The sequence below is a fragment of the Streptomyces sp. CCM_MD2014 genome (assembly GCF_000772045.1).
In the GTDB taxonomy this organism is placed as follows: Bacteria; Actinomycetota; Actinomycetes; order Streptomycetales; family Streptomycetaceae; genus Streptomyces; species Streptomyces salinarius.
Genome location: NZ_CP009754.1, coordinates 3,062,604 through 3,078,229 on the forward strand (window position 1 = coordinate 3,062,604; position 15,626 = coordinate 3,078,229).

General features: G+C 71.0%; 13 protein-coding genes and 2 tRNA genes. 4 read left to right on the forward strand and 11 right to left on the reverse strand.

The features are described 5' to 3' along the window. Positions 1-4 precede the first annotated feature (4 nt). A tRNA-Met gene (locus tag NI25_RS13220) sits at positions 5-78 on the forward strand. Positions 79-241: 163 nt separating this feature from the next. On the opposite strand, the gene NI25_RS13225 is transcribed toward NI25_RS13220, so the two are convergent. From NI25_RS13225 to NI25_RS13235, 3 genes are all read right to left on the reverse strand, one after another. Next, positions 242-2,080, reverse strand: a complete 1,839-nt coding sequence (locus tag NI25_RS13225) for a sel1 repeat family protein (protein ID WP_420710715.1) — start codon at positions 2,078-2,080, stop codon at positions 242-244. Positions 2,081-2,311: 231 nt separating this feature from the next. Further along, positions 2,312-2,385, reverse strand: a tRNA-Met gene (locus NI25_RS13230). A gap of 87 nt (positions 2,386-2,472) precedes the next feature. Beyond that, on the reverse strand, positions 2,473-5,478 hold the full coding sequence (locus NI25_RS13235) for a UPF0182 family protein (RefSeq protein WP_061442641.1): 3,006 nt from the start codon (positions 5,476-5,478) through the stop codon (positions 2,473-2,475). 164 nt (positions 5,479-5,642) lie between these two features. On the opposite strand from NI25_RS13235, the gene NI25_RS13240 reads away from it, so the two are divergent. Next, on the forward strand, positions 5,643-6,185 hold the full coding sequence (locus NI25_RS13240; RefSeq protein WP_061442642.1) for a PPA1309 family protein: 543 nt from the start codon (positions 5,643-5,645) through the stop codon (positions 6,183-6,185). 42 nt (positions 6,186-6,227) lie between these two features. Here NI25_RS13240 and NI25_RS13245 read toward each other — a convergent pair whose 3' ends face one another. The 4 genes from NI25_RS13245 to NI25_RS13255 all read right to left on the reverse strand — a co-directional run bounded on the left by NI25_RS13245 (position 6,228) and on the right by NI25_RS13255 (position 9,439). Then, a complete protein-coding gene (locus tag NI25_RS13245; protein WP_061442643.1) occupies positions 6,228-7,322 on the reverse strand; it encodes a PDZ domain-containing protein in 1,095 nt (364 codons plus the stop codon). A 73-nt stretch (positions 7,323-7,395) separates the two neighbouring features. Next, positions 7,396-7,560, reverse strand: a complete 165-nt coding sequence (locus NI25_RS39680; protein ID WP_007444545.1) for a hypothetical protein — start codon at positions 7,558-7,560, stop codon at positions 7,396-7,398. A 176-nt stretch (positions 7,561-7,736) separates the two neighbouring features. After that, on the reverse strand, positions 7,737-8,195 hold the full coding sequence (locus NI25_RS13250) for a molybdenum cofactor biosynthesis protein MoaE (RefSeq protein WP_061442644.1): 459 nt from the start codon (positions 8,193-8,195) through the stop codon (positions 7,737-7,739). Between the two features lie 122 nt (positions 8,196-8,317). Next, complete coding sequence (locus NI25_RS13255; protein ID WP_061442645.1) at positions 8,318-9,439, reverse strand: SDR family oxidoreductase; 1,122 nt, start codon at positions 9,437-9,439, stop codon at positions 8,318-8,320. Between the two features lie 192 nt (positions 9,440-9,631). Between NI25_RS13255 and NI25_RS13260 the strand changes: the two genes are divergently transcribed. Continuing rightward, positions 9,632-11,089: a zinc-dependent metalloprotease gene (locus NI25_RS13260; protein WP_061442646.1), complete on the forward strand. Its 1,458-nt coding sequence runs from the start codon at positions 9,632-9,634 to the stop codon at positions 11,087-11,089. Beyond that, positions 11,086-11,601, forward strand: coding sequence for an NUDIX hydrolase (locus NI25_RS13265; RefSeq protein ID WP_061442647.1), 516 nt, complete (start codon positions 11,086-11,088; stop codon positions 11,599-11,601). Before NI25_RS13260 ends, NI25_RS13265 begins: the two co-directional genes overlap by 4 nt. 60 nt (positions 11,602-11,661) lie before the next feature. Here NI25_RS13265 and NI25_RS13270 read toward each other — a convergent pair whose 3' ends face one another. The 4 genes from NI25_RS13270 to NI25_RS13285 form a co-directional block, all read right to left on the reverse strand. Next, positions 11,662-12,417 (reverse strand): AIM24 family protein, encoded by a 756-nt coding sequence (locus tag NI25_RS13270; protein ID WP_061442648.1) that lies wholly within the window; start codon positions 12,415-12,417, stop codon positions 11,662-11,664. A gap of 17 nt (positions 12,418-12,434) precedes the next feature. Further along, positions 12,435-13,115, reverse strand: a complete 681-nt coding sequence (locus NI25_RS13275; protein WP_031044293.1) for an AIM24 family protein — start codon at positions 13,113-13,115, stop codon at positions 12,435-12,437. A gap of 13 nt (positions 13,116-13,128) precedes the next feature. Continuing rightward, on the reverse strand, positions 13,129-14,877 hold the full coding sequence (locus tag NI25_RS13280; RefSeq protein ID WP_061442649.1) for a TerD family protein: 1,749 nt from the start codon (positions 14,875-14,877) through the stop codon (positions 13,129-13,131). 138 nt (positions 14,878-15,015) lie between these two features. Further along, on the reverse strand, positions 15,016-15,612 hold the full coding sequence (locus NI25_RS13285; protein ID WP_061442650.1) for a M48 family metallopeptidase: 597 nt from the start codon (positions 15,610-15,612) through the stop codon (positions 15,016-15,018). Positions 15,613-15,626: the final 14 nt, after the last annotated feature.

Sequence of the window (15,626 nt, forward strand, 5' to 3'; positions counted from 1 at the left end):
TCGACGCGGGGTGGAGCAGCTCGGTAGCTCGCTGGGCTCATAACCCAGAGGTCGCAGGTTCAAATCCTGTCCCCGCTACTGAAGCCCTAGGGCCGGAATCCACAAGGATTCCGGCCCTAGGTGTAGCTGCGGGCAGTCGTGCCGCTGGGGCGGCACGGGCGGGCCCGGCAAGACCGGCCCGCTCACCCCAGTCCCCCCAGCGCCACGACACCTTCGAGAGGCGCCCCAGCTCAGCGCAGCATCACGCCGACAGCTCCTGCCGCAGCGCGTCCCGCAACCGCGCCGCCCGCTCCCCCACCTCCGCCGGCCCCAGCGACACCGCGAGGTCCGCCCACCGCTGCCCCTCCGCCAGCTCCCCCCGCCGCGCGAACACCAGCGCCAGCCGCAGCGCCGCCCGCCCGTGCCCGGCATCGGCCGCCCGGCGCCACCACACCACGGCCTCGGGCTCGCTGCCCTCACGGGCCAGCAGCAGCCCCAGGTTGAACGCCCCGTTCCGCGACCCGGCCTCCGCCGCCTCCCGGTACCACCGCGCGGCCTCCACCACGTCGCCCCGCGCCGCGCAGAGCATCCCGACCCGCACCTGGGCCCGCCGGTGCCCCTGGGAGGCCGCCCGCTCGTACCACTCCTCGCACTCGGACTTCTCCTGCGCCGGCTCACCCAGCTCGTGGGCGGGCGCGGGCGGCCGGCGCGCGTCCAGCACCGTCGCCAGCCGGTACGCGGCCTCCGCGCTGCCGCCCCCCGCCGCACAGCGCAGGAACCGCTCCGCCTCGCGCTCGTCCCCGCCGCGCAGCCGGGCCATCCCGACCTGGAGCGCGGCCTCGGTGTGCCCGGCCGCCGCCGCCCGCTCGTACCAGCGCAGCGCCGCCCGCTCCTCGCCCCGCCCGGCGTGCAGGATCCCGAGGTTGAAGGCGGCGTCGACGCTGCCCGCCTCGGCGGCCTTGGAGAACCACGGCTCCGCACCGGCCTCGTCGCCGGCCCGCAGCAGCAGGATGGCCAGCGCGTTGGAGGCCTCCCGGTGTCCGGCGTACGCGGCCCGCCGGTACCACTGCTCGGCCTGCGTGGTGCGCCCCTGCTCGGCACAGAGCAGGCCGAGGTTGTAGGCGCCGTTGTCGTCGCCGGCGTCCATCGCGGCGCGGTACCAGCGCTCGGCGGTCTGGGTCTCGCCGCGCTCGGCGTGCAGCGCGCCGAGGGCGTTGGCGGCGTTGCCGTCGCCGTCCTGGGCGGCACGCAGCCACCACACGGCGGCGCTCTCCGTGTCCCCGGCGTCGCGCAGCAGGAAGCCCAGCGCACAGGCGGCGCGGGCCTCGCCGTCCTTGGCGGACGCGAGGTACCAGCGACCGGCCTCCTTGAGCTCGCCGCGCTTCTCCAGGATCGTGCCCAGGTGCAGTGCGCCCCGCCGGTGCCCGCGCGCGGCGGCCTGCCGGTACCACTGCTCGGCCTCGTCGGCGGCCAGAGCGGCCGCCTCGTCGTCACCGCCATCGCGCCGCCCGGCCCGCCGGTCCAGCGTCCGCGCCAGCCGGTACGCCGCTTCCCGGTGCCCGCGCTCGGCGGCGGCCCGCATCCACCGCTCGGACCCGGTGTCGTCGCCGCGGTGCTCCAGCAGGTCGGCGAGCGCGTAGGCGCCGAGCACATGGCCCTGCTCGGCCGACTGGCACAGCCAGTACTCGGCGGCGGGCTCGTCCCCCCGTTCGCGGAAGTGCCGGCCCAGCGCATGCGCGGCGGCGGCGGATCCGGCGACGGCGGCGATGCGCCACCATCCGGCGGCCTCGTCGGCGTACCCCCGCTGGTGCAGCAGGACGCCCAGGTTGTTGGCGGCGGCCCGGTCGCCGGCCGCGGTGGCGGCACGCAGGTGGGACTCGGCCCCGTCGAAGTCCCCGCGGCGCAGCAGCAGTGCGCCGAGCACGCTCATGGCCTCGACGTCACCGCCCTCGACGGCGAGCCGCAGACGCACTTCCTCGGCGGCCTCGTCGGCTGCTTCCTGAGCCTCGTCCGCGGCTTCCTCCTGATCCGACGGCTGACCGGACGGCTGCGCAAAACGCCCTGTCCCGAACAGATTTGCCATGTCCCCCATAACGTTCATCGTCGCACCACCCGCAACCTCGGTACATCCGGTATACCGCAGTCAGTGAGGTCACTTCAGCGTTTTGTCGACATGCCCACAGGGAGACAAGTCAAACACAGATCTGCCCAACTCCCCTTGGCGGCGCGGCCGTCGTGTCCCCCGGTACATGCGTTCGCACATCACGAAGGCCCGGACTCCTTGTGGGAATCCGGGCCTTCGTGGTCGTTCGCAACCAGCTCACGACGTCAGTAGCGGGGACAGGATTTGAACCTGCGACCTCTGGGTTATGAGCCCAGCGAGCTACCGAGCTGCTCCACCCCGCGCCGTTGTGTGTACAACCCTAGCACGGCGCGGAATGGGCCTTGACCAGCCTGAACGCCTGACGCGAACGCCCGGCGCGAGGCGGGCGGTCAGCCGGTGTCCGACCCTCCGCCGGCGTCACCGGTCGGGGTCGCGTCCGGACTGGCCTTGTCGTCCCCGGCCTTGTCGCCGCCGTTCTTGTCGCCGGTGTTCTTGTCGCCGTTCTTGTCCCCGGCGCTCTGGTCGGCCCTGGCCTGTGCGTCCTCGGCCCGCTGGAGCGCCTCCTCCAGGTCCTTCTGCGCCTCGGCGTACGCGGCCAGGTCCTTCTGCTCGAGGGCCTTCTGCCCCGCGTCGAAGGCCTTCTGCGCATCGCTCAGCGCTTCCCGGACCGTCGGGTTGGTGGACGACGGCGGCGGCTGGGTGGTGTCGTCGTCTCCCTCGTCCGCCGGTGGCTGTTCGTTCTCGGCGGCCTGGGCTCCGAAGACCTTGTTGAGGGCTTCGTCGAGCGTGTTCTCGAAGGCGGTGTTGCCCCCGTAACTCACCAGGACCTTGCGCAGCAAGGGGTACTTGAGGTCACCACCGCGCACGTAGACGGGTTCGACGTACAACAGCCCGCCGTCGAGCGGCACCGTCAGCAGGTTGCCGTACTCCACCTCCGAGTCGCCGCCTCTCAGCAGCCTGATGGACTCGGCGATGTCCTGTTCGGAGTTGAACTGGCTCTGTACCTGTTTGGGCCCGTCGACGGTCGTGCTCGTCGGCAGTTTCAGGATTCTGATCTTGCCGTAGTCACTGGTGCCCGCCTCGGCGTCGACCGCCATGAACGCACTGAGGTTGTCACGCCCGTTGGGTGTGAACGTCGTCGTCAACGAGAAGGCCTGGGCCTTCTGGTCGGGCATCTTCATGCTCAGGTAGTACGGCGGCACGGCGTCGCCCGACTTGTTGGTCGGGTCGTCCGGCACCTGCCACACCTCGCTGCCGCTGAGGAACGTGTTGGCGTCCTTCACGTGGTAGCGGGTGAGCAGCTCGCGCTGGACCTTGAAGAGATCCTGCGGATAGCGCAGGTGCGCCATCAGCTCCTGGGAGATCTCGCTCTTGTCCTGCACGGTGCCCGGGAAGGCCTTCTTCCAGGTCTTCAGGACCGGGTCCTGGGTGTCCCACTCGTAGAGCTTCACGTCACCGCTGTACGCGTCGACGGTCGCCTTCACGGAGTTGCGGATGTAGTTGACCTGGTTCTGCTGGGCCACCACCGCGCGCGAGTTGTTGTTCGCGGTCAGCGAGTCGGCCGTGGTGTCGCCGAGCGTCGTACGGCTGGCGTACGGATAGCCGTTCGTCGTGGTGTACGCGTCGACGATCCACTGGATGCGGCCGTCCACCACCGCCGGGTAGGCGTCGCCGTCGATGGTCAGCCACGGGGCGACCGCCTCGACGCGCTCCTTGGGCGTGCGGTTGTACAGGATCCGCGAACCGTCGCCGATCGCACCGGAGTAGAGGATCTGCGGCTCGCTGAACGCCGCCGCGTACGCCGCCCGGTTGATCGGGTTGGACAGGTCGACACCACCGTCGCCCTTGTAGCTGAACGTCTTCTCCCCGGTGTCGTCGGAGTAGTCGATCTCCTTCTGGGGACCGCCGACGATCGAGTAGGTGGTGGTCTTCTCGCCGTAGTAGATGCGCTGCTCGTACTTACCGAGGTCGCCCTCCGACGGCAGGTTGGACTCGGTGAAGACCGGGCGGCCCTCGGAGTCGACCTGGGTGCCCTTGGCCGCGACCACGCCGTAGCCGTGGGTGTAGCGGAAGTGGTTGTTGATCCAGTTCTTCTTCGGGATGCCCGCCAGGTTCAGCTCGCGCAGACCGATGACCGTGTCCTGGTCCTTGCCGTCCTTGGCGTACCGGTCGACGTCCAGGTTGGTCGGGAACGCGTAGTAGTTGCGCATCTGCTGGAGCTGCTGGAAGGTCGGCGAGATGACGTTCGGGTCCATGATGCGGATGGACGCCGCGGCGTCCACGTCGTCACGGAGCTTCGTCTTGTCCTTGGTCTCGCTCTTGCCCGGGTACTCGGTGACCTGGGTGCCCTGGATGTCGTAGGCCTCGCGCGTGGCCGCGAGGTTCTTCTCGACGTACGGCGCCTCCTTGGCCTGCTCGTTCGGCTGGACCTGGAACTTCTGGACCAGCGCCGGGTACAGGCCGCCGATGAGGATCGCCGAGAGCACCATCAGGCCGAAGCCGATCACGGGCAGCTGCCAGGTGCGCCGCCACAGGGTGGCGAAGAACAGCAGCGCGCAGATGACCGCGATGCAGAACAGGATCGTCTTGGCCGGCAGGTAGGCGTTGGCGTCGACGTACCTGAGGCCCGTCCAGTTGTCGGTCGCCTTGAAGTCGCTGGACTTCACGGCGAGGCCGTACCGGTCGAGCCAGTAGGCGACTGCCTTGAGGGCGACGAAGACGCCGATGAGCACCGACAGGTGGCCGGTGGCGGCGGCCGTGGCGCGCGCACCCGGACTCGTGACGCGGAGCCCGCCGTACAGGTAGTGGGTGAGCGCGGCGGCGATCACGGAGATGATCACGGCTGCGAAGCCGAAGCCGAGCAGGAAGCGGTACCAGGGCAGGTCGAAGGCGTAGAAGGCGACGTCCAGCTTGAACTGGGGGTCCTTCTGGCCGAAGGGCACGCCGTTGACCCACATCAGCCAGGTCCGCCACTGCCCCGAGGCCGAGGCGCCGGCGATCAGGCCGACCAGGGCGGTGATGCCGAGCAGCAGCCACTTCTTGTACGGGGCGATGCCCATCCGGTACCGGTCGAGGTTCTGCTGCTCCATCGACATGGCGCTCAGCGGCGGCCGCAGGCGGTGGGCCAACCAGATGTTGAACCCCACGGCGAGCGCCATCAGCAGGCCGAAGACGAAGAAGAGACCGATCTTGGTCCACAGGGTCGTCGTGAAGACCGACGAGTAGTTGACCGACCGGTACCAGAGCCAGTCCGTCCAGAATCCCGCGAACATGGTGAACGCCATGAGGAGCACGGCGAGGACACCAAGTGTCAGCAGCAGGGTTCGGACACGCCGGGACGGGCGGCCCACTCTGATCCGCGGCCCCGTCGGGGGGCCTCCGCCGCGGTCCGGCATCTGGAAAGCCAAGGTGCGCACCTCGAAGTTCGCTGTTGATCCGTCAGGCCCTCGGGTTCGCGGGCCCCCCGTGCGCCCCCGTGATCGTGGGCCCACACTTATGCAACTTACTCATCGTTTACTCGGTTCCCGATTCCGGCCATGAACGAGGCAGGATTGTGACCATGTCCAACACCCCCATGGCAGCGAGCCCCCTCACCCGGGCCGTACTCGAGATCGACGAGTACGTCTCCGGCCTCGGCTGGGACCAGCCCGCACGCCTCTTCGCACTTGTCGACACCGCACGTCTGAGGGCCGACCAGCCCTCCCTCGCGGACCGGCTCGGTCTGCAGGACGAGGCGGAGTCCTCCGGCCTCACCCCGATCGAGCAGGACGAGATTCCAACGGACCAGGCGCTCGACGAGTTCCTGGGCACCATCGCCTGGCCCGATGCCGTGGTCGGCTGTGCGCTCGCCGTGGAGCGCCTGATGCTGCCGCCCTCGGCCGAGGCCCAGGTGCCCGAGGGCCTGAACGAGAAGAAGCTCGCCCAGTGGGTGGCGGAGCACCCGGACCGTCAGGAAGTCCGCATGACGGTCGCGGTCCTGCGGGACGGCGCCCGCGACTCGGCCCTGCGGCTGCGGGAGAAGGACACCGCGACGGAGGTCCTGACGGGCTCCGACCTGGTGCCGGGACTGGCCGACGCCCTGACGGCGACCTTCGCGGAGTAGGTCCCCCAGTCGCCGGGCTGCCGGAGGCCTGTGCCGGGAGGCCTACCCCTCGGTGCACTTCGGCAGGTCGGCGGTCTTCCCGGAGCGGATGTCCTTCAGTGCGCCGAGGGCGTCGTCGATGGTGTCGACCTTCACGAGGGTGAGCCCGTCGGGGGTGTCCTCGGCCGCCGCCGCGCAGTTGTCCGCGGGGGTCAGGAAGTACTGGGCGCCCTTGTCGTGCGCGCCGATGGTCTTCATGCCGATGCCGCCGATCGGGCCGACCTCGCCGTTGTCGTCGATCGTCCCGGTGCCGGCGACGAACTTGCCGCCGGTGAGGTCGCCCGGGGTGAGCTTGTCGTAGATGCCGAGCGCGAACATGAGGCCGGCGCTCGGACCGCCGACGTCGGCCAGCTTGATGTCGATCTCGAACGGGAAGGTGTGATCGGTCCCGGCGGAGATCCCGACGACGGCACGCTTCTCGCCGGCGTCGTCGGAGGTCTCGGTGGTGATCGTGACCTTCTGCGTCTTGGTCGCCGTCCGGCCCTCCTTCTCCGCGGCGGCCTGCTCCTTGGCGGGCACGATCGTGAAGACGGTGTCCTCGCCCGGCTTGTGCTTGGTCACCAGCTCGGCGACGTCCGCGGGCTTCTTGACGGCCGTGCCGTCCACGGCCTTGATCACGTCCCCGGCGTGCAGCCTGCCCTGCGCCGGTGAGTCCTTGACCACGGTGGAGACGACCACCCAGGACTTCACCGGGATGTCGAGGGCCTTCAGGGCGGCGACCTTCGCGGTCTCCTGGGAGTGGCTGAACTCCTCCGCGTTCTCCTGGGTGGCCTCTTCCTCGGTCTTGCCGTCCGGGTAGAGGGTCTCGTGCGGCACCACGCTGTTGTCGTGCGAGAGCCAGCCGTAGACGGCCTCCACGAGGTTCATCTTGTACTCGGCGCTGGTGACCCGGACGGTGGTCATGTTCAGATGGCCGCTCGCCTCATAGGTCTTGTGACCGGAGATCTGCAGCACCGGCTCGCCGTCGTGGTCCCCGAGCGTGTTCACCGTCGGCCCGGGGGACATCTCCGAGTAGGGCACGGGGATGAAAACACCCGCGCACAGGAGCGCGATCAGCATCAGGGTGGAGGCGAGCATCGTCGCGGTGCGGCGTGGCATGGCACGACAGTACGGGACGTGGCTGTCGGAACACCGTCAGGGCTGCGGTCGTCAGGCGCTCGTCGGACGGGCGTCAGGCACCCGTGCGGGGCTTCTCCATCGCCTCACGGAAGCGGGCGTACCCGTCCAGCTCGGGACCGTCGCTCCGTGCCTTGCGGGTCCGGTTGGCCCAACTGCCCCACAGGCCCGCACCGACAGCGGCCACCAGCGGAATCAGCAACCAGGCAAGCGCCGCCATGCCGACCTCCCAACCCCATGAGCGTCCGCGACTGACTGATCAGAAGATTAACCATTCGCAGTGACAACGCTCACGCCGGGGGGCGGGTTACGCAACCGGATCCGCGCAGGTGACACCCGTGATCAGCAGGCCCCACCCGCCCTCCCGTCGCCCGACCACGACCACCACCGAGGGCGCTACGCGCCCACCCACTCCTCGGTGCCGTCGGAGAACGTCTGGTGCTTCCAGATCGGCACCTCGTGCTTGAGGTCGTCGATCAGCTTCCGGCAGGCGTCGAAGGCCTCGCCCCGGTGCGGACAGGACACGGCGACGACCACCGCGAGGTCCCCGATCTCCAGGTCCCCCACACGGTGCAGCGCAGCGAGCGCCCGTACGGGGTACTCCGCGACCACTTTCTCGGCGATCCGGCGCATCTCGGCCTCGGCGCTCGGGTGGCACGAGTACCCGAGCCGGTCGACGTCGGTGCCGCCGTCGTGGTTGCGCACGGTTCCCACGAACAGCGCGGTACCGCCCGACGCGTCGTCTCCGACCGCGCCGAAGACCTCGTCCACGGACAGGGGCGTCTCACGGATGCCGATCAGCTTGACGGGGTCGGCTGCGGCCCGCTCACCGGGGTGGTCGTTCGTGGTTGCCATGCGTCCATCGTGCCCCACGCCGCGGACGGCGCGGAATAGCGTGATCGCCCGGCACGCGCGCGTGCGGCGTTGGAGCCTCCTACAGCGGCCTCCCGCACGGGGCGCCGACGGGGCGGACCGCCTCAGATACGGCGCCGGGCCTTCCGCGCGCGGCGCACCACCGCGGCGGCACCCAGCAGTGCCACCGTCGCGCCCGCGGCTCCCGCAGCCGTGGCGTCCTTGCGCCCGAGGCGCCGGCCGGCGACCGTGTGCCGCCCCGAGACCTCCTCGAGCAGCTCCGCCAGGACCTCCTCGTTCGTGTGCTTCGGCCGCCAGCCGGCATCGTGGAGGCGGCTGCCGCTCACCACCCAGGGGTACATCGTGTAGGCCAGGTCCCCGGCCGGGGAGGGCGTCAGTCCGATCCGGTGCAGTCGGGCCGCCGCGCCGAGAGCGACCGCCGAGGGCAGCTCCATGCGCCGGATGCCGCTGAGCTCCTCGACCTCCTCCTGCTCCAGCCAGCCGTCGCACCCGACGGCCAGCTCGCCGTCGGCCTTCTCCAGGACGGCGTACTCCAGGGCGCTGCACAGGTCGTCGACGTGGCAGAACTGCCAGGCCGGCCGCGACCCGGCCACGACCAGCAGCCGGGGCGACTCGAAGTACCTGGTCAGCGCGGTGTCCATGCCGCCGACCAGCACGGCGGGCCGGACCACCGTCACGTTGAGGCCGGGATGCGCCCGCGGTGCGCGCCGCGCGAGCCGCTCGATCTCCAGCAGGTCCCCGACGCCCGTGGCCTCGGCCGTGGCGCGCAGCTCGGCGTCCTCGGACAGCGGCAGCTCGTTGTCCAAGAGAGCGCCGTAGACCATCGCGGAGGTGCACAGCACGACCCGGTGCACACCGGCGGCCGCCGCGGCGGTCAGAACGGTCTGGGTCCCCCGGACGTTGTAAGCCGTACGGGCGGCCGCGTCGGTCTCCAGGTCGAGGTCGAGCGCCAGGTGCACCACAACGTCCGCACCTCGGAGTTTCTCGGCGATGGCAGGGTCCCGTACGTCCAGGATCTGCCACTCGGCCGCCTCGCACCCACCGCGTCGTTCGTCTATGGCCACAACCTGTCTGACCTCGTCGGACGCGGCGAGCCGCTCGGTGAGCAGCGCCCCGACCCCGGACGCGGCACCGGTGACCGCTACGACGGGTCCGCGCGCGCCGGGGCGGGCGGAACTGGTTGACTGGTTTCGCGCTGCGCGAACCTGCGGATCTGGGGAACTCACCGGGCGTCTCCAGAGGTTGTCTTCAGTACGAGCGCGAGCGACGCGTGCGTACCAGGTGGCATCCATCCTGCCGCAGGCCGTCAGTCGGCGAAGCACCGAGGCCCGATCGGCTTCGGGTGTCTACGCTGGGTGGTGAAGTCGGGCAGCCGTGCCGCCGGAAAGAACCGGCGGCCCTACCAGCCGAGGAACCCCGTGAGTGACACCCCATTCGGATTCGGCCTTCCGCCGGAGGAGCCGGACGACGGCGACGAGGGCAAGAAGAAGGACCAGCAGAGCGGCGGTGGTCAGGGACCGGCCAACCCGTTCGGTTTCGGGATGTCCGGAGCCGGAGGCCTGGGCGGCCCCGGCGCGGACAACCCGTTCGCTGCCATGTTCGGTTCCATGAACCCCAACGACCTGGGCGCCGCGTTCCAGCAGCTGGGCCAGATGCTCTCCTACGAGGGCGGCCCGGTGAACTGGGACATGGCCAAGCAGATCGCCCGCCAGACGGTCTCCCAGGGCACCCCGGACGGCCGCAAGGACGCCAGCGTCGGTCCCGCCGAGCGCAATGCCGTCCAGGAGGCCGTGCGCCTGGCCGACCTGTGGCTGGACGACGCGACCGCCCTGCCCTCGGGCGCGGGCACCGCCGTGGCGTGGAGCCGCGCGGAGTGGGTCGAGGCGACCCTGCCCGCCTGGCGCGAGCTGGTCGACCCGGTCGCCGAGCGCGTCGGCAACGCCATGGGCGACGTGCTGCCGGAGGAGATGCAGGCCATGGCCGGCCCGCTCATCGGCATGATGCGGTCCATGGGCGGCGCCATGTTCGGCACCCAGATCGGACAGGCCGTCGGCGTGCTCGCCGGCGAGGTCGTCGGCTCGACCGACGTGGGCCTGCCGCTGGGCCCGGCGGGCAAGGCCGCGCTGCTGCCGGCGAACATCGAGTCGTTCGGCAAGGACCTCGGCGTGCCGCAGGAGGAGGTCCGGCTGTATCTCGCCCTGCGCGAGGCGGCCCACCAGCGCCTCTTCGCGCACGTGCCGTGGCTGCGTTCGCACCTGTCCGGCGCCGTCGACGGCTACGCCCGGGGCATCAAGGTGGACACGGCCAAGCTGGAGGACGTGGTCGGCCAGTTCGACCCGCAGAATCCGGAGCAGCTGCAGGAGGCTCTCCAGCAGGGCATGTTCCAGCCCGAGGACACCCCGGAGCAGAAGGCGGCCCTGGCCCGTCTGGAGACGGCCCTGGCGCTGGTCGAGGGCTGGGTGGACGCGGTGGTGCACGCGGCCGCCAAGCCGCGCCTGTCCTCCGCCGACGCGCTGCGCGAGACGCTGCGCCGCCGTCGCGCCTCAGGCGGCCCCGCGGAGCAGACCTTCGCCACGCTGATCGGCCTGGAGCTGCGCCCGCGCCGGCTGCGCGACGCCTCCCGCCTGTGGGCGTCCCTGACGGACGCGCACGGTGTCGACGGCCGGGACGGTCTGTGGGCGCACCCGGACATGCTGCCGACCGCGACCGACCTGGACGACCCGGACGGCTTCGTGCACCGTGAGCAGCTCGACTTCTCCGAGCTGGACAAGATGCTCGGCGAGGCGGCGGGCAAGCCCGACCTGAAGAAGAAGGACGAGGGCGGCGAGGACGGCCGGGGCGAGGCCAAGGGCGACAAGGGCGACAAGGGCGAGTGAGCCTCCACGACGACGCGGTCCTGGTCCTGAAGGGACACGAGGGCCAGGAGGAGCTGCGCCAGGTCTACCTGGACCATCTCGCGACGCACCCGGACGGCATGTGGAAGGCCTGCGCGGACGGGCACATCACCGCGAGCGCCCTGGTGATCGACCCCTCGCGGGGGCGGGTCCTGCTGACCCTGCACAAGAAGCTGCGCATGTGGCTGCAGATGGGCGGTCACTGCGAGCCGATCGACGAGACGCTCGCCCGGGCGGCCCTGCGCGAGGGCACGGAGGAGTCGGGCATCGCCGGCCTGACGCTGCTTCCGGGCGGTCCCGTGCGCCTGGACCGCCACCACACGCCCTGCGCCTGGCATCTGGACGTGCAGTACGCGGCCGTGGCCCCCGAGGGGGCCGTGGAGGCGATCAGTGACGAGTCCCTCGATCTGCGCTGGTTCCCGTACGCCGAGGTCGCGGACGTGGCCGACGAGTCGGTCGTACGTCTGCTGGAGGCGACCCGCGCCCGGCTGTGACCGGTAAGGGGTGACCGCCCTTGCGATCACCCCTTGCGGAACTGCGGCCGTGTCCCGCGTTCAGCTCCAGACGTTGCCCTGGTTCTGGCCGCGGGCGCCCTGCTGGCCCATGCCGTACTGGGCGGCGAGCCCCGAGCCGACCTGCGCGTTCTGCGGCGGCAGCAGCTCGCTGGGCTGGACGAGCGCGAAGCCGCTGCCCATGAAGCTCAGCTCCCAGCCCTCGCCGGTGTTCCCGCGGCGCCGCCAGACACCGGAGGAGTGCGTCTGGGCCTGCATCTGCACGCGCAGACCGGTGGACCAGGCGACGATCGCGTCGGCGTCGCAGTTGACGTACTTGTCGGGCGTCACCTGCAGGAACAGGGGGGAACCGGAGGTCATCAGGGCGACCTTGCCCCGGCCGGTGATGTTGAGCTGGTACTTCCCCGAGCCGGAGATGCCGTAGAGGCTGTCCACCGCGATGACCTCGTGGTGCAGGTTCGAGTCCATCGCGAGCACGTAGCTGCTGTCGACGGTGAGACCGTCCTGGTCGACGTCGACCACGTGGACGCACTGGGCGAGGTTGGAGAAGTAGACCGTGCCCTGCCCGTGGCAGCGCATCAGGTCCAGGCCCTCACCGGTGTGCGCACGCGCGCGTGACTGGCTGTTGCTCTGGTACTCGGCGTCGAACTCGACGAGCCCCTGGTAGGCGACCATCGTGCCCTTGCGGGCGAGCACGTCGTCGTGGCCCGTCAGGGCGACGCGGAGCATGTGCTTGTTCTGCAGGCTCCAGGCTTCCTGGGTCTGCTGGTCGTTGTAGGCGAAAATCGGGCTCTGCATGATGTTCTGGCTCCCCCTCAGCCCCGGACCCGGAGGCGGTCGGTGCTGTCCTCGCTGGGCTGGACGACGACGATGCCCTGACCGGAGAAGGCCATCTGGAAGGCCTCGCCGCTGCCGCGGCCGATCAGCGACTGCGCCTTGAAGCTGCGCTTGCCCTTCACCTTCAGGTTCGGGGACCAGGCGACGAGCGCGTCCGGGTCGACGTAGGTCTCGTCCTCGCCACCGCCGCAGTCGACCACGATCGGCTTGCCCCGGGAGGTGAGCGCGACCCAGCCCTGGCCGGAGATCCTGGTGTTCCACAGGCCCTGCCCGGCGAACTTCGCCAGCCCCTTGACCCGCTCCACACCCCAGGTGAGGTGGGCGTCGAAGGCGAGCAGGTTGGTGGCGTTGACGGAGATCCCGTCGCCGTTGAGGTTGATGACCACGACGTTGGCGCCGTAGTCGGCAAGATAGAGCAGGCCGTCGCCGGAGCACTTCATCAGGGGTGCGCCCTCGCCGGTCATCCAGTCCTTGGCGATCTGGCGGACGGCCGGCGGGTTGGGCTCGTACTGGACGAAGCCCTCGTAGGCGACCATCGAGCCCACGCGCGCGAGGAGGTCGTTTCCGGTCTGCATGGCGACCTTCAGCATGTGGTTGCCGTGGTTCTCCATGCGGGCGGCGACGGGTGCGGGAGCGTAGCCCGCGAGCGGCTGGTTCATGTCAGGCTCTCCCTCAGATCTCGTACGGCTGGACGACGACGAAGCTGCCGGGCGCGGCCCGGAACTGCAGGTTGACGCTCTCGCCGGTGTCGCCCGCGTAGGAGTTGCGACGCATCCGCACCTGGCTGGAGACGACCACCTGTGCGGCGGCGGACCAGGCGACCACGGCGTTGCAGTCGGCGAACGTCGTGGGCGTGACCGGCAGCACCACGGGCACGCCGCGCGTCTTGACGACGATCGTGCCGGTGCCCTGGAACTGCATCGTGAACAGCGCGCCACCCGGGATGCCGTGTCCCTCGATGCGGCGGACCTCGTACTGGAGGCTCTCGTCGAAGGCGAGGACGTTCTCCGCGGAGACGCAGACGGCGTCGCCCTGGAGCTCGATGGGGTGGAGCATCGCGGAGTTGTCCGCGAGGAACACCTGTCCCTTGCCGGTGCAGCGCATCAGCTGCATCTCCTGGCCGGTGGCGTTGCCCACGACCCGGCCGGCGAACCCGGCGCCCTTGTAACTGAAGTCGACCTTGCCCTGGTAGAGGACCATGCTGCCCTGGCGGGCGAGGACGGGCTGGCCCTCGGCGCCCAGGTCGACGCGGACCAGCTTCTTGTTCTGCTGCGTCCAGCGCTGCCCGGTCGCGGTCTCCCGGAACTGCTGGAGCGCCGCGGTCACACCGGCGCCCTGCGGCGCGCCCTGAGGCATGCCCTGCGGTGCGCCCTGGGGCGGCTGCTGGCCGTAGCCGGGCGGTGGCGTCGGCTGGCCGTAGCCCGGGGGCGGGGCGGGCTGCCCGTAACCGCCGGGCGCGGGCGGCTGGCCGTAACCGGGCGGCGGGGCCGGCGCCTGGGGTGCCTGGGGCTGGCCGTATCCGGGGGGCGGCGGCGCGGTCTGGCCGGGAACCTGGCCGTACGGCGGCTGCTGACCGGGCTGGCCCGGCTGGCCGTACGGCGCGGGCGCCGGGGCGGGGGGCGGGACCGGGGCGCCGCCGGGCGGCGTGTTCATGGGCGCGACGACGGTCTGCGCGGCGTGTACGTCCGGCGCGGGCTGCGGCGCGGGCGCCGGTGGCGGCGGGGCGGCGGGCGGCGGCGCGAAGCCCTGCTGGGCGGGCTGCGGCGCGGGGGCCGGTGCGGAGGCGGCGGGTGCGCCGAAGGCCGGGGGCGCCGAGGCCTGGGCGGGCGGGGCGAAGCCCGGGGCGGCGCCGGACTGCGGCTGCTGCGCCTGCTGCGGCGCGGGTGCCTCGTCCTCGGCCACCTCACCGCCGAAGTTCCTCAGCAGCGCGTCGAGACCGCCGTCGAAACCCTGCCCGACGGCGGCGAACCGCCACACGTCCTTCAGATAGAAGTCGCCCAGCATCACGGCGCGCTCGGTGGAGAACTCCGAACCGCTGAACGGATACCGTGCCACCTCCTCGCCGCCCGCGACGATCCGGATGTACCCGGGGCCGACCTGCGACATCTGTCCCGCGCCGTCGATGGTCGCGGTGAAGGAGAGCTTCCGGATCTGCGGCGGGATGCTGTCGAGGGTGACCCGGAAGGACTCCGTGTCACCCGCCTGCGCACCCAGGAGCTGGATGGACTCCTCGGGGGTCTTCGGCTGGTTGAAGAACACGAAGTACCGGTCGTCCGACAACCGCTCGTCGGCGTCGAGACCGAAGCAGCTGATGTCGAAGCTCAGCCCGGGCCCGGAGATCTGCACGCCTACGTACAGATCCGTGCCCGCGGTGAGATCACTGATCCTGGCCTTGTGGCCGCGTTGAAATTCCCTGGCCATGCGTTACGACCGTCCCCCATCCGAATGTGAGTGCGTCGCGACAGGCTAACGGCAAACACCGACACCGGAGGAAGCCGGTACAGACCCGGTACGAAACCCGTGCGGGGCCGTGGCGGACGCCCGCCCCGCTCGCGCGCGCTACTCGCCGCGGGCGCCGGGCACGTGCGGCAGCCGGTCCGCGGCGACCACACCCTCGAGGTAGCCCCGGGCGCGCTCGGTGCGCGGGTAGGCCTCGAGGAGCCGCCAGAACCGGGGTCCGTGCCCGGGGACCAGCAGGTGGGCCAGTTCGTGCAGGAGGACGTAGTCGACGACGTACTCGGGCATCCCCTGAAGGCGGTGCGACAGCCGGATGCTTCCCTCGGACGGGGTGCACGAGCCCCAGCGGGTGTTCTGGTTGGTGACCCAGCGGACCGAGGCGGGCCGGGCCCGGCCGTCGAAGTACTGACCCGACAGGCGTTCCGCGCGCTCGGCCAGCTCGGCGTCGCCGAGGACGCGTTTGCTCTCCTGCGCGGCCAGCTTGTCGAGCATGACGCTCACCCAGCGTTGCTCCTCGGCCTCGGACATACGGGCGGGGATCAGCACGACGGTGCGGTCGCCCTCGCGGTACGCGGAGACCGTCCGGCGTCGCCGGGTGCTCCTGCGCACCTCGATCGGGCTCGTACCCGGGCCGCTCGGCGGCGGATTCGTCGGTGTGCGCGGGGGCGCCCCGGCACGGTGCAGTGGGTCGGCGGACACGCCACGACGTTACC